Consider the following 15,941-nt stretch of genomic DNA (forward strand, 5'->3'; position numbering starts at 1 on the left):
AGCTTTATCCCACTTTTTAAAATCTTTTTTACCAAAGCCTAAATGCCAATCACTTACAGCCCAAAGTTTTTTTAAAGTTTTCTAAAAACCCGGTCCTCTACCCCTAATTACTCACCCAACAGAAAACTCAAAAACCACAAATCATCCCGAATTCCCCGAAAATGGCGTTGAAATGCAAAGGTCGCATACTTTAAACACACCATTTATAAGGAGGACTGCAATCAAAGTCGATTTAAAGCAACGCAACAAAAGCGCTAATGAGCAAAAATGAAGATCAAAACGTACACGCAAACCCTAAAAAATGGCCTTAACTTAAACCGGCTTAGCGATGGAGCGGCATGTGTGAGCTCTTTTTTACGACCGCAAGGAAGTGAAAAAAGCGAGTAGCGACAGCGCGGTGATTGCCTAAAGCAATCAAAGCCCATAGGAAACTAAAGAAAGAAATTCCACACCAATCCGAAACGGAATGTGAAATCGCGGTACGGATAACCCGGAGCGCTGAAGTAATCATTAGGCGCAAACAGGGCATTAATATGTTCTCCTATAAAAAAGATGCGGGTTTGACGCACTTTCATATTAAAAAACAAATCGATCAAGGGAAAGTCACCGATCTCTTCGTCATTCTGCACATAGAATTCCGCCAAAACCGGATCATAGCCATCCATAGTATAGGAGGTAAAGTATTTCAAACTTAGGCCCGTCTGCACAAATAATGCTTTATTAAACCATTCATCTGAAAAATATAGGGTGTTTCGCGTGATAAGCTGTGGTACATTGAGGTATTGATCACCACCAGTTACTTTTTGGTACGCTATGGTGTTATCTAGCGCAAATTTACCCAGGCGAAACTCCTTATTGACCTTTGCCTTTAGGTAGGTAATATTATCTCCGGTTTGAAAGGACTTAACCAAACTATCTTCAGGGCTTCTGTCAAAGTATGCGTAATCAGACATATTAACCAGACTAACCGAAGCATTGAGCCAGTCGTCAGATTTCATCTTAAAATCTAAAGACTGCGTTTTAATCGTTTCATACATCTCTGCGTTATACCAGTTGTAATTTTCATAACTACTCTGGTAAAGCAGATGGTTGTAATTTGCCGGAGATGCGTTAAGATGCAATCCTCCAACAAAACTCGCCTTATCTTTATACGTATAACCCGCTTCGGCATCCAGATTATAGCCTGTAAAATCTCCTGCCACATTAAGCGCAGCCTTCCCCGAAAGCTGAAAGCCTTTATACTCTTTTTTATACGTGGCTCCTGCGGCGATTATATTACCTGTAATTTGATTAGGAATACGACCTGTGTCCTGAATTAACACTGAATTATAACCGTACTTATAATAAGAATGAGAAACCTGAAAACTCAATCGACCCAAAATATTATTAGTATAGGCCACATAGGTTGTATTGTCAAATGTTCTCAGATCGGTTTTATCAGAAATATTTTGAGTAACAAATGAATTCCCGAACAGGCTTGTTGCCGGAGCTGCCTGATCATATCTGTAAAACTTGGTTTCGTAATTTAGAATATGTCCCAGCTCAATTCGGTTTTTGGAAAGCGTATCCTGCTGGATGAGATCGTATTTATGATTGAGATAAAAACGAGCTCCGTCCAAAATACTTTCGGCATTTTCAAAATTTACAGAAAGTACAGCTCTGTCATCAAACTGTGAGTCATCGCTCCTAAAGTTTATCAAACCTTGTTCTGTGAGTCCACCGTTTTCCTGGTTTAATAAATCCTGAGCTACATAATGCGCCTTGAGGTCATAACGACCACTTTTATTCTGATAATTTACCGTGAACCTAAAATTACCGGTACTGGTGAGAATGTTCTGATAATTACCCAAACTTCGTAAGCCTTTGTAAGCGATTGAAAAATTAAATCGTCTGGACTTATTCATTGTAAAAAATGCATCCAAATTCTGACCTTGCTGGAATACACTCTTATAGTATAGTTCAGTTAGCGGTGTGGGAACATTGTAATAATAAATGTCATCAACTTCCATATAATTGAAATGCCTTGCGCGTGCGCCAAACAGTGGAAGTATATGAGCACCCGAAAAATCACGCATCAATGAGTTGTAGGATTGCCCCTCGTTAGAAAAGGGCAGCAACTCAAAATTATCTTTACGCAGGTAATTAAACTTATAGAATTTCTTTACGGTAAGCGAAGTATCTACTGTAGTAGTATCATTCGCTACAGAAATGATTTTATAGAGGTCGATGGGTGGGCGTTCTTTTTTATTTAATTTTGACCCTGGATTTGCGATACCCTGACGTTCCAAATCTTCATCACCATCCATTCTGTTTAATGAACCACTTCCTAATGTACGCTGAGAGTACAACTTTTCAGAACCAACTAATATTAAAAAACAACAAAACAACAGATTTCTAAAGTGCATCTACATTAAACTTTACTGCGAAAATATTTAAAAGAAACTGTTATTATCTGCATTTTTAGAAAATTAATTATTTAGCTACCCGCCATGAATTGAACAATCGTATATGTGAAAAACTCAAACGATTTGTTCTAAGAAATGTTTCAATTCAATTGGTATCAAAACTGCCTTCGGTCGAGTCGTATTTGTAAGTAATTAATTTAGCATCATTCTTTATGAGAACAAGAAGCTTCCCATTATCAAAACTTAGAGAGGTTGCTCCAACCAGTTGTTCACTTACAGGGTCAACACCAAAGTCAGATAAGTAAAAGTACTCTCTCAAAGTTTTTACTGCAAACCCCTTCAGTGACGTATATCCACCATGATAGGTATTTACATCAAGAGCATTGCCAAAGACTAATAATATTTTCTCTTCGCCTATTTCAGCAACATTGAGGACGCGCATTGGAGCTACTTGCAATTCTGCATCAAATGCTTTAAAAACGGTGAATTTTCCATTTTGATTCTCTAAATACCCGGAAGCTAAGACATTAACCTCATATTTTAAAGCTTCAGAAATTGCATCCTGACCAAAGATTTGTTGCAAGGTTTTGCCTGAAAAAACCACATTAGAATTAAACCGCCTTGCTAAAAAATTCATTTGTGAGATCAATTCCTGCCGGGAATTTATAGGGTATTGATTATCATTTACGGTGTACGAAGTTACCACCTCACTTTCCCCGTTTTTATCAAAGTCTGAAAAATACATATTGACAGGAAGATCTTGTATGCTGTATTTAGTGTTCAATCCATAATTACCTAAGATGATATCCAGGTCGCCATCTTGATCTATATCAAAAGCTTCTACTGACTGCCAAAGACCCTCTAATGGTTTAGGAAGAGTTTCTTGTTTAAAAGTTCCCTGTCTATTATAAAATACATAAGGCGCATCCCATTCTGCACTAATAACCAAATCTACCCAGCTATCCTTATTTAAATCGACCCAACAGGCATCTGTAACAAATGATTCTACCTCAAATTCAGTGAGCTCCTTAAAATATCCAGTACCGTCATTTACCAACAGTTTGGATGCGGTGGGCCTACCAAAATTCTGAGGTGTAGATCTATTACCTACGAAAAGATCTGTATCGCCATCCAGGTCAAAATCTTCTGCTATAACAACGGATGTATTTAAAATATTCTGGGGAATACGGTTCTGACTCTTTTCAAGAGTCCCATCAATATTAATATACAATCTGTCCTGATTTGGGCCTCCTTCTTTACCAATGCCAGAACCAACATATAAATCCAGATCACCATCTTGGTCTGCATCAAAAAAGCAAGCGGCACTATCCTCAAAAGCAGCATCTTTTTCAAACGCTTTCGGGGTGCTCTTTTGAAAATAAGTTCCTTTGTTGAAAAAAATAGTTGCAGACCTGTTTTCTGAATTACCTATGAATAAGTCTTCTCTTCCATCACCATCAACATCTCCTTTCGCGTACGCGGGATCTTTCATTGAAAGACGGTAGGGTATTAAACGTTCATCTAAAAAATCGTATGTCGAATTCTCTTCGTGAGAGAATGAAATGGATTCGATTTCTTTAAAAAGATTATTTTGAGATTTAGGACGGAATTTTGGCTGAATTATTTTTGCCGGATTGTATGCCAAACTTACCTTTTGGTTAGCCTTAAGATCGTAAAATCCTTGTTCACTTAAATCTGGCCAAACCACCTTTATTGAATCAATTGAATTTGCATCGCCTAGTCCAAAATGTAAAACACCTTCAACGGAAGATAAAAACCCCCTTGATTTTTGCAGCCATTTTGTTTGCGCCCCCAAAGTGTCATACACGACAACTTTGGCGCCTATAGATTCAAGATTTGCATCCTTATATTTAAGCGCAATTTGAATGAAATTATTCTGTTTTGAATTATTAAGATAAATATCAGCAGGTGCGTTCAGATTATTTATAACGAGATCTAAGTCGCCATCAACATCAAGATCTACATAGGCCGCTCCTTGAGAAAGTGACGGCTTATCGGCTATCCAGCTTCCAGTCGTATTTTCAAAACCATCGGGCGAGCCTTTAAAAATTTGGTTTGCTACTTTTCCTGAAGGCATCTCATTGATTGAATTATACAACCATCGTAAACCCTGATTGCTATCTCGACCTTTGAATGAATTGGCTACATAATTCTTAAAGTCAAGTGCGTTTGGTCTTCTTAAGATCCCATTAGTAATTAGAAGATCATGAGATCTATCATTGTTAAAATCGCCAAACAATGCAGCCCAACTCCAATCTGTACTCGAAAGATTATTAAGGATAGCAGTTTCTACAAAAAAGTTCCCGCTGTGGTTAATTTGAAGCATGTTTCTTGAATACTGATCCTTATACCCCAATCCTCTCAGTTTCTCACGCATGTTAAACATTACGTCATCACCTTCGGTCTCCTTAATGATTTTCTCGTCTCCCGGAAGCATATCCAACGTAATAAGGTCAACAAAACCGTCTTTATTAAGATCAGCCGTATCGCTACCCATTGAAAATCGACTTATAGCCGAAAAATAGTTATTCAATTCCTCCGTAAAAGTACCATCCTGATTATTGATGTAGAGATAATCATCCTCGTGAAAATCATTACAAACGTAAATATCTTCCCAACCATCGTTATTGAAATCTGCAATAGAAGCACTCAAACCGTAGCTATTGACGCCTCCATAAATATTGGCAACTTCACTTACATCAGTAAATAAACCACCATCATTTCGGAATAATATATCACCAACCAAAGGAGCTCTAGTCTCTCGTAATGCAGCAGGACCGTGAGAAAGTGTCGTATGAATTGCGTGATTGACCAAATACATATCCAGATCGCCATCTTTGTCATAATCAAAAAAATAGCTCTGTGTAGCATAACCTTGAAAATCGAGCCCGTATTCTTTGGAGCGCTCGGTAAATGTACCGTCTCCATTATTAATAAACAGCTCGTTGTGCCCTTGAAAATCTAGTAAACCAGACACATTACATACATAAATATCAAGCCACCCATCTGCATTGATATCAACCATCGTAGCTCCACTACTCCAGCTGCCGGAGCCAGATATACCGGTGCGGTCTGAAACATTTTCAAAAGATAGGCTTCCTTTATTGAGGTATAATTGATTGGGATTTTGATTTGAAACAAAATACAGGTCTGGCAAACCGTCATTATTCACATCACCTGTAGCCACACCACCGCCATTATAATAATAGATATAACTTAAGATTGAATGCTCCTGATCTTCGCGTATCTGGTTTACGAAATCAACAGATGAATATTTAGGATCTAATTTTTCAAATAAATAAGATTCCTTTTTAAAATCTTCAATCCTTTCAGAGCAAGCAATTGTTAACAAAAGACTGAAACTGGCACCAAAAAAAAACCGCATGAACTTAATCTATTTTTAGGGAAAAATAAAAGCCTCTGATAACTGAATATCAGAGGCTTTAAATTAAGCTAAATTATTTACTAATTCTGAGAATCAATGAAATTATTATCCTGAATCTCTTGTTGAGGAATTTCGAAAGACAAACGCTCATCATCAAAACGAATAGGCACTCCAACGAAAGACAAGTGGTTACTGCCACGCGTCACGGTAGCTTTATTACGCTTCATTGCAAGATAGCTCTTACCTTCACCCCAAAGCTCTAAACGCGTTTGCTTGTAAATCTCATCAAGAAGAGCCTGACCACTAAGACCATCTACAAATGAAGGATCAGCAACACGCGCAGCCACTAAAGTCTTAAGTGCAGTTCGCGCAGGACCGGTCTGACCAGCTCTTGCCTTGGCTTCAGCGTTAAGGAGAAGAACTTCTGCATATCTCATATACCAGTAATCTGCTTTAACAATTTGCGAGGTTCCTGTAACAACTCTATCACTATCATAGAACTTATTAATAGGCTGAAGATATCTACCTGAGGACTGGTTAGTTAAAAACTGAGTTCTTCTTATATCATCTGCAGGCATACTGTTATAAAGAGCTGCATCCATAGCTTTGTAATCGCCATATGCCGCATAGCTATACGAGAATGTATCTATTTGACCCCACCAAGAGATCAAACCCAAACCAATTTCAGCATTGATATCAACACCCCACATCCATCCTTGAGAGCTAACATCGTTAAAACCACCAAGAACACCATTTGCAGTTCTGCTATTATCCATCAAGCTAGCATTAGTACCTGCAAGAGCTTCATTAGTAAGTGTAACTACATCATTCCAACGATCTCTTCTAGAACCTAAAACATAAGCTAAGATGGTCTGAGCAATAGGTTTATCAACCTGTAATTTTGAACCTCCTGGTCTTGTATAACCATCCAATAAATCAATAGCTCTTCTAAGATCATTCTCCATTTGAGCATACACCTCTTCAGTTGTAGATTTCTCTTTTCCTGAAATTAAGGGCTCAGTATATAGGGGCAATGTAGGCTGAGTCCAGCTTGCCTCAACATCATTGATCATATATTGAGTAAGATAGAAATAAGAGTGTGCTCTCATCGCTAAGGCCTGCCCGTAAACATAGCCTTCCTCAACGCTTTCAGGTACTGCATCATTTCCTCCTAAACTTTCAATAACCAAATTTGATAAGTTTACTACTCTGTAGTAATATCTCCAAACCTGATAGTTATCTAAGAAAGTGAAATCTTGAGTACCCTGAAATTCAGTAATACTTGAACGGTACCAACCAAATGTACTTAATGACAACGCCATATCACCGCAAAGCATATCCGCAAAAACATCATAAGCTTTATGCCCAAAATCATCATGACCTCCGGTACCACCACTACCAACATCAAACATAGTAGCATATATACCAGTCATTGTAGCCTCTCCTAATTCTGGATTCAGAGTAATAGCATCACCTAATTGATCTGCATTGATGACAGAACCTGTAGGTTCTTCAACCAAAAAATCATCACTACAGCCTACAAGCAATACTGCCATAGCCGTAATTCTAATTGAGTTTTTAATAAAATTTTTCATGTTTATTTTTTTTTAAAATTTAGCTCGCACACCAACAGTAAAGGTGGTCAATGGAGCATAAAGTGCTCTTCCTGAGTTACCACTTTGGCTGGTTGTTGGCAAGAAGCCCTGACGCGCTGTTTTGTACATTAAATTATCTCCAGATGCAAACAAGCTTAAACCAGAAAGACCCATATTCGATAAAGTTCTACTATCAAAAGTATAATTTAACAATACGTTATTTAAGGCTATGAAGTCAGTACTTGTTATAAATCTAGAAGATTGAGAATTAACGTTTGGAATAACATTATCAGCAATAAGAGGTACGCTGGTTATATCACCAGGTTGTCTCCATCTGTTTCTTACATCAGTGTGACGGTTAGTACCAATTATACCTCCATTGTTGTCGTGCATAAGTTCAGCATATTGTGAGTCATAAGCATAACCACCTAATGAATATGTAAATTGAGTCGAAAGGCTGAAATTATATGCCTGAGCTGAAAGCCTGAATGCACCATAAACTACAGGAATACCTTTTTTCTCAATAAATAACTGAGTTGCATCAGCATAAGCTTTCGTAGTTTGGCGCGCTACTGTTGCATCAGGATTTTCATCCAGGAATGGCGTAAGAGATGGTATAGACTCTTCTCCACTATCCAATACCCCATTACTGTTGGCATCGTTAAAGTATTGATACCACATTGGGTAACCATCGGCCGGGTCAACACCTGCATAATCTCTCATATAGAAGTCGTAGATAGATCTTCCGTTAGCATAACCATAAGCTCCTACATTTTGGAATACCGCTGGCTCCTGGGTTTGATTATCTAATGGCATCGTAGTTATCTCATTATTCGGCAAAGAACCGTTAATCGATAGATCTAACGAGTAGTTTGCTGTTTTAACAAGATGCCCTGTTAAATCGAATTCCAGACCTGAGTTTCTTAAAACACCATCATTAACATCTATAATAGCAATACCCGTTGAAGGCGCAATTCGTCTTTCAAAGATTAAGTTTTCTGTATCCTTAACAAAATAATCTACACTAAGGTCCAACCAACTACCTAAATCTAATTCAACACCTGCCTGGTATTGCTTAGCAGTTTCCCAGGTTAAATCAGCGTTAGCAAAAGTATCTGGAGCAACAGCAAATCCTCCGTTTACATTGGTTACACCAAATAGGTTAATTCCTGAGAAAAAGCCTACTCCTCCCTGATCTCCCGTCAAACCGTAAGATGCTTTTAACTTCAAAAATCTAATTAAGTCGTTAGAGTTAAGGAAATTTTCATTAGAAACTACCCAGGCTGCACCTACAGAACCAAAGGTATCCCACTTATCACGGTAAAATCTTGATGAACCATCTCTACGTAAAGAACCAGTAATGAAGTATTTATTGTCAAAATCATAATTAATTTGACCAAAATAAGATTCTAGAGTATTTCCAGCTTCGGTTCCTGTTGGCGCTGTAGGGAAAACAATGTAGTTGCTCAACTCTCTTCCACCAGGGATAATCGCCTTGGTCTTAAATGTAGATGTGAAGTTTTGTCTATATTCATTGCTTTCGTGCGCAGCAAAGGCTTCAAAAGAATGTAAGCCAAATTGCCTTTTGTATCTAAGTAACTGCAAAAAGTTAGTCACAGTACGCTCTGTAACGTCCTGATCTAAAGTTCCACCACTACCCGAAGCTACACCATAAAATTGGTTACCTAACTCGTCATCAATATTATTAAAATACTGCAAACCAAAACGCGTCTCGAAAGTCATCCCTTCAAAAATATCAATAGTTGCGTTAACATTAGCATTGATTTCATTCCTAATCGCTCCATTGAAGTCATACTTAGCTGATGCTATTGGGTTAAGATTATCAGCATTAGGTCTTGGTCTAAACCCAGACTCTGATCCATAATCGTACTGGAATCCACCAAAAATAGGATCTGGCACTAATTGATAATTGTCATCTCTTAAGAAAACTGGATAGATTGGAGGAATCTTATCTGCAAATTCAAACAAGTTTTCAGCCCCATCAGTTTGACCGTTAGCAATAGTTTCAGAATAAGCGTAACCTATGTTTGCCCCAATATTAGCCCAAGGCTTAATTTGTGAAGAAACATTTAAACGGGTCGTGTAACGCTTATAACCCGTGTTGATTGCATAACCGTCATCATCAAGGTAACCAACAGAAAAATAATATCTAGATTTATCTGTTCCGCCACCCATACGTAGGTTAGCCTCTGTTCTAATAGCCGAGTCGAATGCTGCATCTTCAAAACGCTCAGGCGTATAACGTCTCGTAACACCCGGACGAACCTGACCTGTTGCAGGGTCAATCAGCTCAGCACCATCAGCAACATTCCACATATTGTAACCTGGAGCCAAAATTCGATTTCCTACAGTGCCACCTCCGAAAAGATTGGTATTAACAAAATCAATTGCATCAGCTCTTGTCGAACCGTTTAAAACTTGTCTGTTAACTTTTGCTTCCCACATCAAACCGATTGATTCTTCTGGAGATGTAATTACACTATAACGCGGGATTATAGAGGCGTTAACACCAGTTTTGACATCAACCTCAATGTAAGTCTCTGTTGACGTTCCGCTTTTAGTAGTAATTAAAACAACACCGTTCGCTCCTCTTGAACCATAAATAGCAGTTGCGGTAGCATCTTTTAATATCGTAGTTGAAGCGATATCTGAAGGGTTAATAGAGTTTAGACCACCAGTGAAAGGAACGCCATCCACTACATAAAGAGGATCTCTATTACCATTTATTGAACCAAAACCTCTAATACGAATAGTGGAAACTGTACCCGGCTGCCCAGAAGTATTAATGACCTGCACACCAGCAGCTTCACCAGCTAAAGATTGAGAAACGTTTGCAAAGTTTTTAAGCTCAATATCCTTAGCTTCAATAGTAGAAGCAGAACCCGTAAAAGCCTGTTTTGTAGAAGTACCATAACCTACTACAACAACTTCCTCAAGAGATTCTCCCGCCTGCATTGTGATACTATAAGTATCTGCTGCGCCTACTGTAATAGATTGCCGTTCAAAACCAACATAAGAGAAGATAATTTTATCTCCCTGATTTGCTGAAATTGAATAATTCCCGTCAAAATCTGTTTGAGTCCCAGTGTTCGTACCTTCTACCAATACGTTTACACCAGGCAATGCCAGACCTTCAGAGTCAACAACAGTACCGGTAATTGTTTTTTGCTGCGCAAAGGCAAACTGCATTAAAAGCAGGAATACCGATGCAAAGCACCATGTAATTTTTGATTTCATAAATTTATTTATTTGAATTAGCCGTCGCAAACATCATAAAAGTTTTTATTAATTGCAACAATAATCTTAAGAGCTCCTTAATTTAACATAGTGTTTCCTTAATAAATCATTCCGCGATTTGGTTTTATTGAGGAAAAATCACTGTTTTCACTTTATGAGTGAAAATAATTTATTAATCCAGACCATTATATTTACGTTGCTTTTATTATCTTAAAATAAATCAATTTGACTTTAATTACCTTTTCACAAGTAAAAAATACTGAATGCGGAACCGATGAGGCCGGTCGTGGTTGTCTTGCGGGGCCTGTCACTGCTGCTGCAGTCATTCTGACTCCAGACTTTCAAAATCAACAGATTAACGATTCTAAACTACTCTCCACAAAGTCTCGGGAAGCTTTAAGAAAAATCATTGAGGAAGAAGCACTATGCTACGCTATTGCCCACGTTTTCCCGGAAGAAATTGATAAAATAAATATTCTCAACGCATCTATTCTAGCTATGCATAAGGCTATTAAAAAACTAAGCCCACAACCCAGGCATATTCTTGTTGACGGAAACCGATTTAAAACCTATATGACTTGTACTCACCAATGTATAGTCAAAGGAGACCAAAAGTTTACAGCAATAGCGGCTGCTTCGATCTTGGCAAAAACAGAACGGGACAGATATCTAACTGATATGCATAAAAAATTTCCTGAATACAACTGGAAAAAAAACAAAGGCTACCCTACTAAAGAGCATCGTGAAGCAATCAGAAAATTTGGAATCACTCCTTTTCATCGCAAAAGTTTCCGATTATTGCCGGAGCAACTTAGCCTCGATTTATAATGAAATAATTATTCTTTTAGTCATTTTAAACCGGCCAATCAGGTTCTGCTTAGATTAACTTTCTAAATTTGCGCGAATCATTCAAAATCAAGAATTATTTATATGAGGAATTTAATCTGGGCTTTAGGTTTTTTTATTTTTCTTACCGGCTGTGCAAAGAGTCCTGAGACCGAAACAGACCTTATACATCTTATTCCTCAAAAAACAGCTGCAATACTCAGAGTCCCACAATGGGAAAATTTCAAAAATAACTTACAAAGTTCCAAACTCTTAAAATTGAGCTCTGAGACACGCTTCTACACCGAGCTTGATAAAAAAAGTGAGCTTTTAAAGCATTTCAACCCTTCTCAGGAATCCTATATAACCTGGATCGCACTGGGTGACGATGATTATGACCTGGCTCTAATCTCAAAAGCTTCCAAAAATATCATACCGGCAGATTCGGCTTTTACAAAGCTTATAAATTCTTACGCTTACGAAGGAATAACTATCAATGGATTAAAAATTAACAATACCGAAGTTTTTTACATTCGCAATGACTCCTATTTTCTCGCAAGTACGTCAAAACTGATTTTGGAAAATACCATCTTGCAGTCTAATTCCGGTCGCGATCCGGAAGATGAGTCCCTTAAAAAAATACTGAAAACCAGCTCTGCACAAAGCCCTAATCTGCTTATCAATGGCGCGTATTACAAATCACTTTTTAGAGACATTTTTGACCATTATAGATTTCAAAATTCAAAACCGGCATTTGACTGGGTCGCAGTAGACCTTGAGATAGAACCTGATGCCCTTGAAATAAGTGGCGTGCTGCAATTCAGCAAGCAAACGAATCAAAGCTCTGAACTTTTAGCAAACTTAGAACCGACCTCATCAGATATAGCTGATTTTATTCCGGTCAATGCCCGGGGTTATTCCTATTTTAATATACAGGATTGGGAAACCTATAAATCAAATCTCGCCAGTCATCGCGGGGCTTTGTTAAAAGATTTTCAGCTTTCCGCAGCTGATTTTATGAGCAGTACAAAAGGTATCGGCTCCCTGACACAAGAAAATAATACCATTTTAGTAGTCAGCACTTCTGATCCTGAAAATGCTGAAATTCAGCTTCGATCTATTTCCGGCGAAGCCGAAATCTTCAGAGAATTACCCATACGCAAACTCACAGACTCCAGTCTTTTTCAAATTGCTTTTAAAGAACTTTTCAATCCCCCGGCTGTTCATTATTATATGTCCTGGGATAATCATTTTTTCTTCGCTAGAACGATGGAAGAACTCAAAGATTTGACTGCAAATTATCAAAACGGAGCAGTATTGAGTAATGACGCCTCCTATAAACAATTCAGAAAAAATCTGAGCGACACCTATACCGCAGAATACTATACAAACCTCCCTAAGTCTTCAGCCTATTTATCAAAAAAACTCAGCAAAGAAAACGCTCAGGGCTTAAAAAATCTTGATTTGCAAAACTACCCGCACGCCGCAATGCAACTCAGCGCTTCTGATGATTACCTATATCTGAATGGAGGTATTTATGAAACTCCTCTTTCTCAAACTAAGTCTCAGGTCGTCCAGCTAGCCAGCATAAAACTTGATAATGACTTATTAAACACTCCACAATTTCTCAAAAATTACCGTACTAAGGGACAAAATATACTAGTACAGGATGTTTCAAACACCTTGTATCAAATCAATCAAAGCGGAAAGATTGACTGGAAAAAACAACTTGACGGCCCTATTCTCGGCACTATCGAACAGGTAGATCTTTATAAGAACGGGAGACTACAATATGCATTTGTAACCCCGCATCATTTTTATGTAATTGCGAGTGATGGAACAATCGTAAAGCCCTTTGATCTGGATTACAAAAACACAATCACCCAGCCTCTTGCCGTGTTTGATTATGATGGAAACCGGGAGTACCGTTTTGTTCTGGTTCAGGATCGTGATGTGCAGATGCTTGACCGTGAAGCCAAAAGCGTAAAAGGTTTTAAATATGACAAAGCAGAAACTGGTATAAGTAAACTTCCCCAACACATTCGCATTAGCAATAAAGATTACCTACTATTTCCATTAGCAAATGGTGATCTCAAAATTTTGAGCAGAACCGGAGACGTTCGGGTGAAAGTCGGCGACAGCTTTCAGTTTTCTGATTACCCGGTGTTTACCGAACAATCAAATTTTGTTGTAGTAGAGCCAAACGGAACAAAGATTTCAATTTCGCAAAGCGGAAAAGTAAGCCAGCCCAAATCAAATACAAACACCGATTTACTTTTTGCCCGTAACGGAAGCATGGAAGCAAAACTCAAAGAGAACTTATTAAGTATAGGGTCAACAGATATTGAACTCGACTTAGGCATCTACAAAGGGCTACAGGTATTTACAATAGGTTCATCTTCCTATGTTGCGCTAAGTGATTTACAGACTAACAAGGCCTTTATTTATTCTTCAAAGGGCAAGTTGCTCCCTAATTTCCCGGTATATTCCGCCTCGCAGGTCGATTTAGCAGCCTCCGGAAATTCAGGAAATCTCCTACTTACCTGCAAAGGTGAGTCAGACAGCGTCATTATTTACCAGATCAACCCATAGACATAAGTATCTGAAAACTAATATGTTAAATATAATATCTTTCTATTATATTTGAGAGTTATACTGTATTTTCACAGTATGTAAGCATTTCCCCTTTTCTGATAAAAGCAGATTTATTCTTCCCCCCAGCTTTTTCAGGTATGCTGCAATCCCCTTTTGTTTAAAAGAAATGCAGCCATTATGAAAACCATTTTCAACCTGTTCGGAATTCTATTCATTCCTTTTCTAGCCAGTGCTCAAACAGAAAAACAATCCATTGTGTTACTGGAAGAGGTTTCAAACCTCACCTACACAACGTTCAATACGGAGCATCAAATTACCTCAGAAACTTTCTACGAGGTAACTTCGGCATTTAACACGCTAAATGGAAAAAAGGCCGTACTGATGGCCAATGAAAAACCATTAGAAGACCCCGTAAATACCACTTATAATTCTATTGAGCAGGATGCATCAGGAATGACGCTGAAAATACGAAACATCATTCCGGCATTTATGTTTGATTCGTACAGCAATATGCAGATCAACCTTGCTTCGGGCGATTTTCAGGTACCGCTAAATTTTCGTAAAGATCAACAACTTTCTAACCTCACACTCAAGATTAGCGCCAGCATTACTCCAATTACACATACTATAGAATATAAACTTAAAGAAAGGCGTGTTGTAAAGAAGGAAACTGTAAACACTCCTGCAGGTACTTTTGAATGTCTTGTCATTGAATCAAAAACACATTTTTTACCAAAAAGCGATAAAGATGGGATTTCAAAACAATGGTTTGCTCCCGGCATCGGTCTTATTAAGCAGGTGCATTACGATGAAGATGGCACAATGACCGGAATGACCTTGTTGACAGGTATCAATACTTCAGAAGTTAGTTCGGGCTTTGCACAGAATTAAGACTGATGAATTCAGCTTCAAATAAAACTTTAAAATGCTCAAGCAATTTTTGCTTGACCTCCGCCTCATCTACCTGAGCCTTACCTAGTTCTACATTAAGTGAGGTCACCGCTTTCTCTTTAATCCCGCAAGGAACGATATTATCAAAATAGCCTAAATCTGCATTTACATTAAAGGCAAAGCCGTGCATGGTTACCCACCTGCTCGCTCTGACACCCATCGCGCAGATTTTACGGGCAAAAGGAGTGCCTACATCAAGCCATACGCCGGTTTCTCCCGGTGATCTTTCGGCTTTAATGCCATAATCAGCCAGAGTTAGAATAATCATTTCTTCCAGCAGACGCAGGTATTTATGAATATCAGTAAAGAAATTCTCCAGATCCAGAATAGGATATCCCACGATCTGCCCGGGCCCGTGATAGGTAATATCCCCCCCCCGGTTAATCTTATAAAACGTTGCGTTTTTAGCAGCTAGCTGTTCTTCGTTGATGAGCAAATTAGTTATATCTCCGCTTTTACCCAGGGTATAAACATGGGGATGCTCTACAAACAAAAAGTAATTGGGCGTAGGATGATTGGTCTCTTCCCTACGGTTCTGGATTTTTAAATCCAGAATAGACTTAAAAAGTGTTTCCTGGTAATCCCAAACTGCCTTGTAGTCCCGGTTGCCTAAATCTTCAAGTTGTATTTGCTTATTCATTCTGCAAAGATACAATTCCTTTAAAGAGACCTGCTTTACTTTTTATTGACAATGACCAAAGCCGCAATGACACCGGGAATCCAGCCGCAAAACCATAAAACCGTAACGATAAGAATAGAACCACAACCCTTATCCAGCACAGCAAGAGGTGGTAAAAAAATAGCGATTAAAGCTCTAAAAAAACTCATTTCCAATTTGATTGATGATGATTGATGTATCTATAGGTATAAAGTTATAAGCTTTCGTTACAATCATTGATTTCTAGA

The 15,941-nt window shown here is 38.3% G+C and carries 9 protein-coding genes; 3 read left to right on the forward strand and 6 right to left on the reverse strand.

The window, feature by feature from the left end; all coding sequences use genetic code 11:
- Nucleotides 1-431: 431 nt before the first annotated feature.
- From CJ305_RS15255 to CJ305_RS15270, 4 genes are all read right to left on the reverse strand, one after another.
- Nucleotides 432-2,348: a putative porin gene (locus CJ305_RS15255; RefSeq protein ID WP_223248890.1), complete on the reverse strand. Its 1,917-nt coding sequence runs from the start codon at nt 2,346-2,348 to the stop codon at nt 432-434.
- A 202-nt stretch (nt 2,349-2,550) separates the two neighbouring features.
- Nucleotides 2,551-5,811 carry a VCBS repeat-containing protein gene (locus CJ305_RS15260; RefSeq protein ID WP_099647162.1) on the reverse strand — a complete coding sequence of 1,087 codons (3,261 nt, stop codon included), beginning with the start codon at nt 5,809-5,811 and terminating at the stop codon, nt 2,551-2,553.
- Nucleotides 5,812-5,891: 80 nt separating this feature from the next.
- The gene (locus CJ305_RS15265; protein WP_099647163.1) at nt 5,892-7,406 is read right to left on the reverse strand and encodes a RagB/SusD family nutrient uptake outer membrane protein; all 1,515 of its coding nucleotides are present in this window, start codon (nt 7,404-7,406) and stop codon (nt 5,892-5,894) included.
- Nucleotides 7,407-7,418: 12 nt separating this feature from the next.
- Complete coding sequence (locus CJ305_RS15270; protein ID WP_099647164.1) at nt 7,419-10,664, reverse strand: SusC/RagA family TonB-linked outer membrane protein; 3,246 nt, start codon at nt 10,662-10,664, stop codon at nt 7,419-7,421.
- 225 nt (nt 10,665-10,889) lie between these two features.
- Between CJ305_RS15270 and CJ305_RS15275 the strand changes: the two genes are divergently transcribed.
- The 3 genes from CJ305_RS15275 to CJ305_RS15285 all read left to right on the forward strand — a co-directional run bounded on the left by CJ305_RS15275 (nt 10,890) and on the right by CJ305_RS15285 (nt 14,975).
- Complete coding sequence (locus CJ305_RS15275; RefSeq protein ID WP_099647165.1) at nt 10,890-11,492, forward strand: ribonuclease HII; 603 nt, start codon at nt 10,890-10,892, stop codon at nt 11,490-11,492.
- 102 nt (nt 11,493-11,594) lie between these two features.
- Nucleotides 11,595-14,081, forward strand: coding sequence for a hypothetical protein (locus tag CJ305_RS15280; protein ID WP_099647166.1), 2,487 nt, complete (start codon nt 11,595-11,597; stop codon nt 14,079-14,081).
- 180 nt (nt 14,082-14,261) lie between these two features.
- Nucleotides 14,262-14,975, forward strand: a complete 714-nt coding sequence (locus tag CJ305_RS15285; RefSeq protein ID WP_099647167.1) for a TapB family protein — start codon at nt 14,262-14,264, stop codon at nt 14,973-14,975.
- Here CJ305_RS15285 and lipB read toward each other — a convergent pair.
- Nucleotides 14,950-15,675, reverse strand: a complete 726-nt coding sequence (gene lipB, locus CJ305_RS15290) for a lipoyl(octanoyl) transferase LipB (protein WP_099647168.1) — start codon at nt 15,673-15,675, stop codon at nt 14,950-14,952. The genes CJ305_RS15285 and lipB overlap by 26 nt on opposite strands.
- Before the next feature lie 35 nt (nt 15,676-15,710).
- Nucleotides 15,711-15,863 carry a YqaE/Pmp3 family membrane protein gene (locus CJ305_RS15295; RefSeq protein ID WP_099647169.1) on the reverse strand — a complete coding sequence of 51 codons (153 nt, stop codon included), beginning with the start codon at nt 15,861-15,863 and terminating at the stop codon, nt 15,711-15,713.
- Nucleotides 15,864-15,941: the final 78 nt, after the last annotated feature.

The sequence above is a fragment of the Leeuwenhoekiella nanhaiensis genome, from assembly GCF_002744755.1.
GTDB lineage: Bacteria > Bacteroidota > Bacteroidia > Flavobacteriales > Flavobacteriaceae > Leeuwenhoekiella > Leeuwenhoekiella nanhaiensis.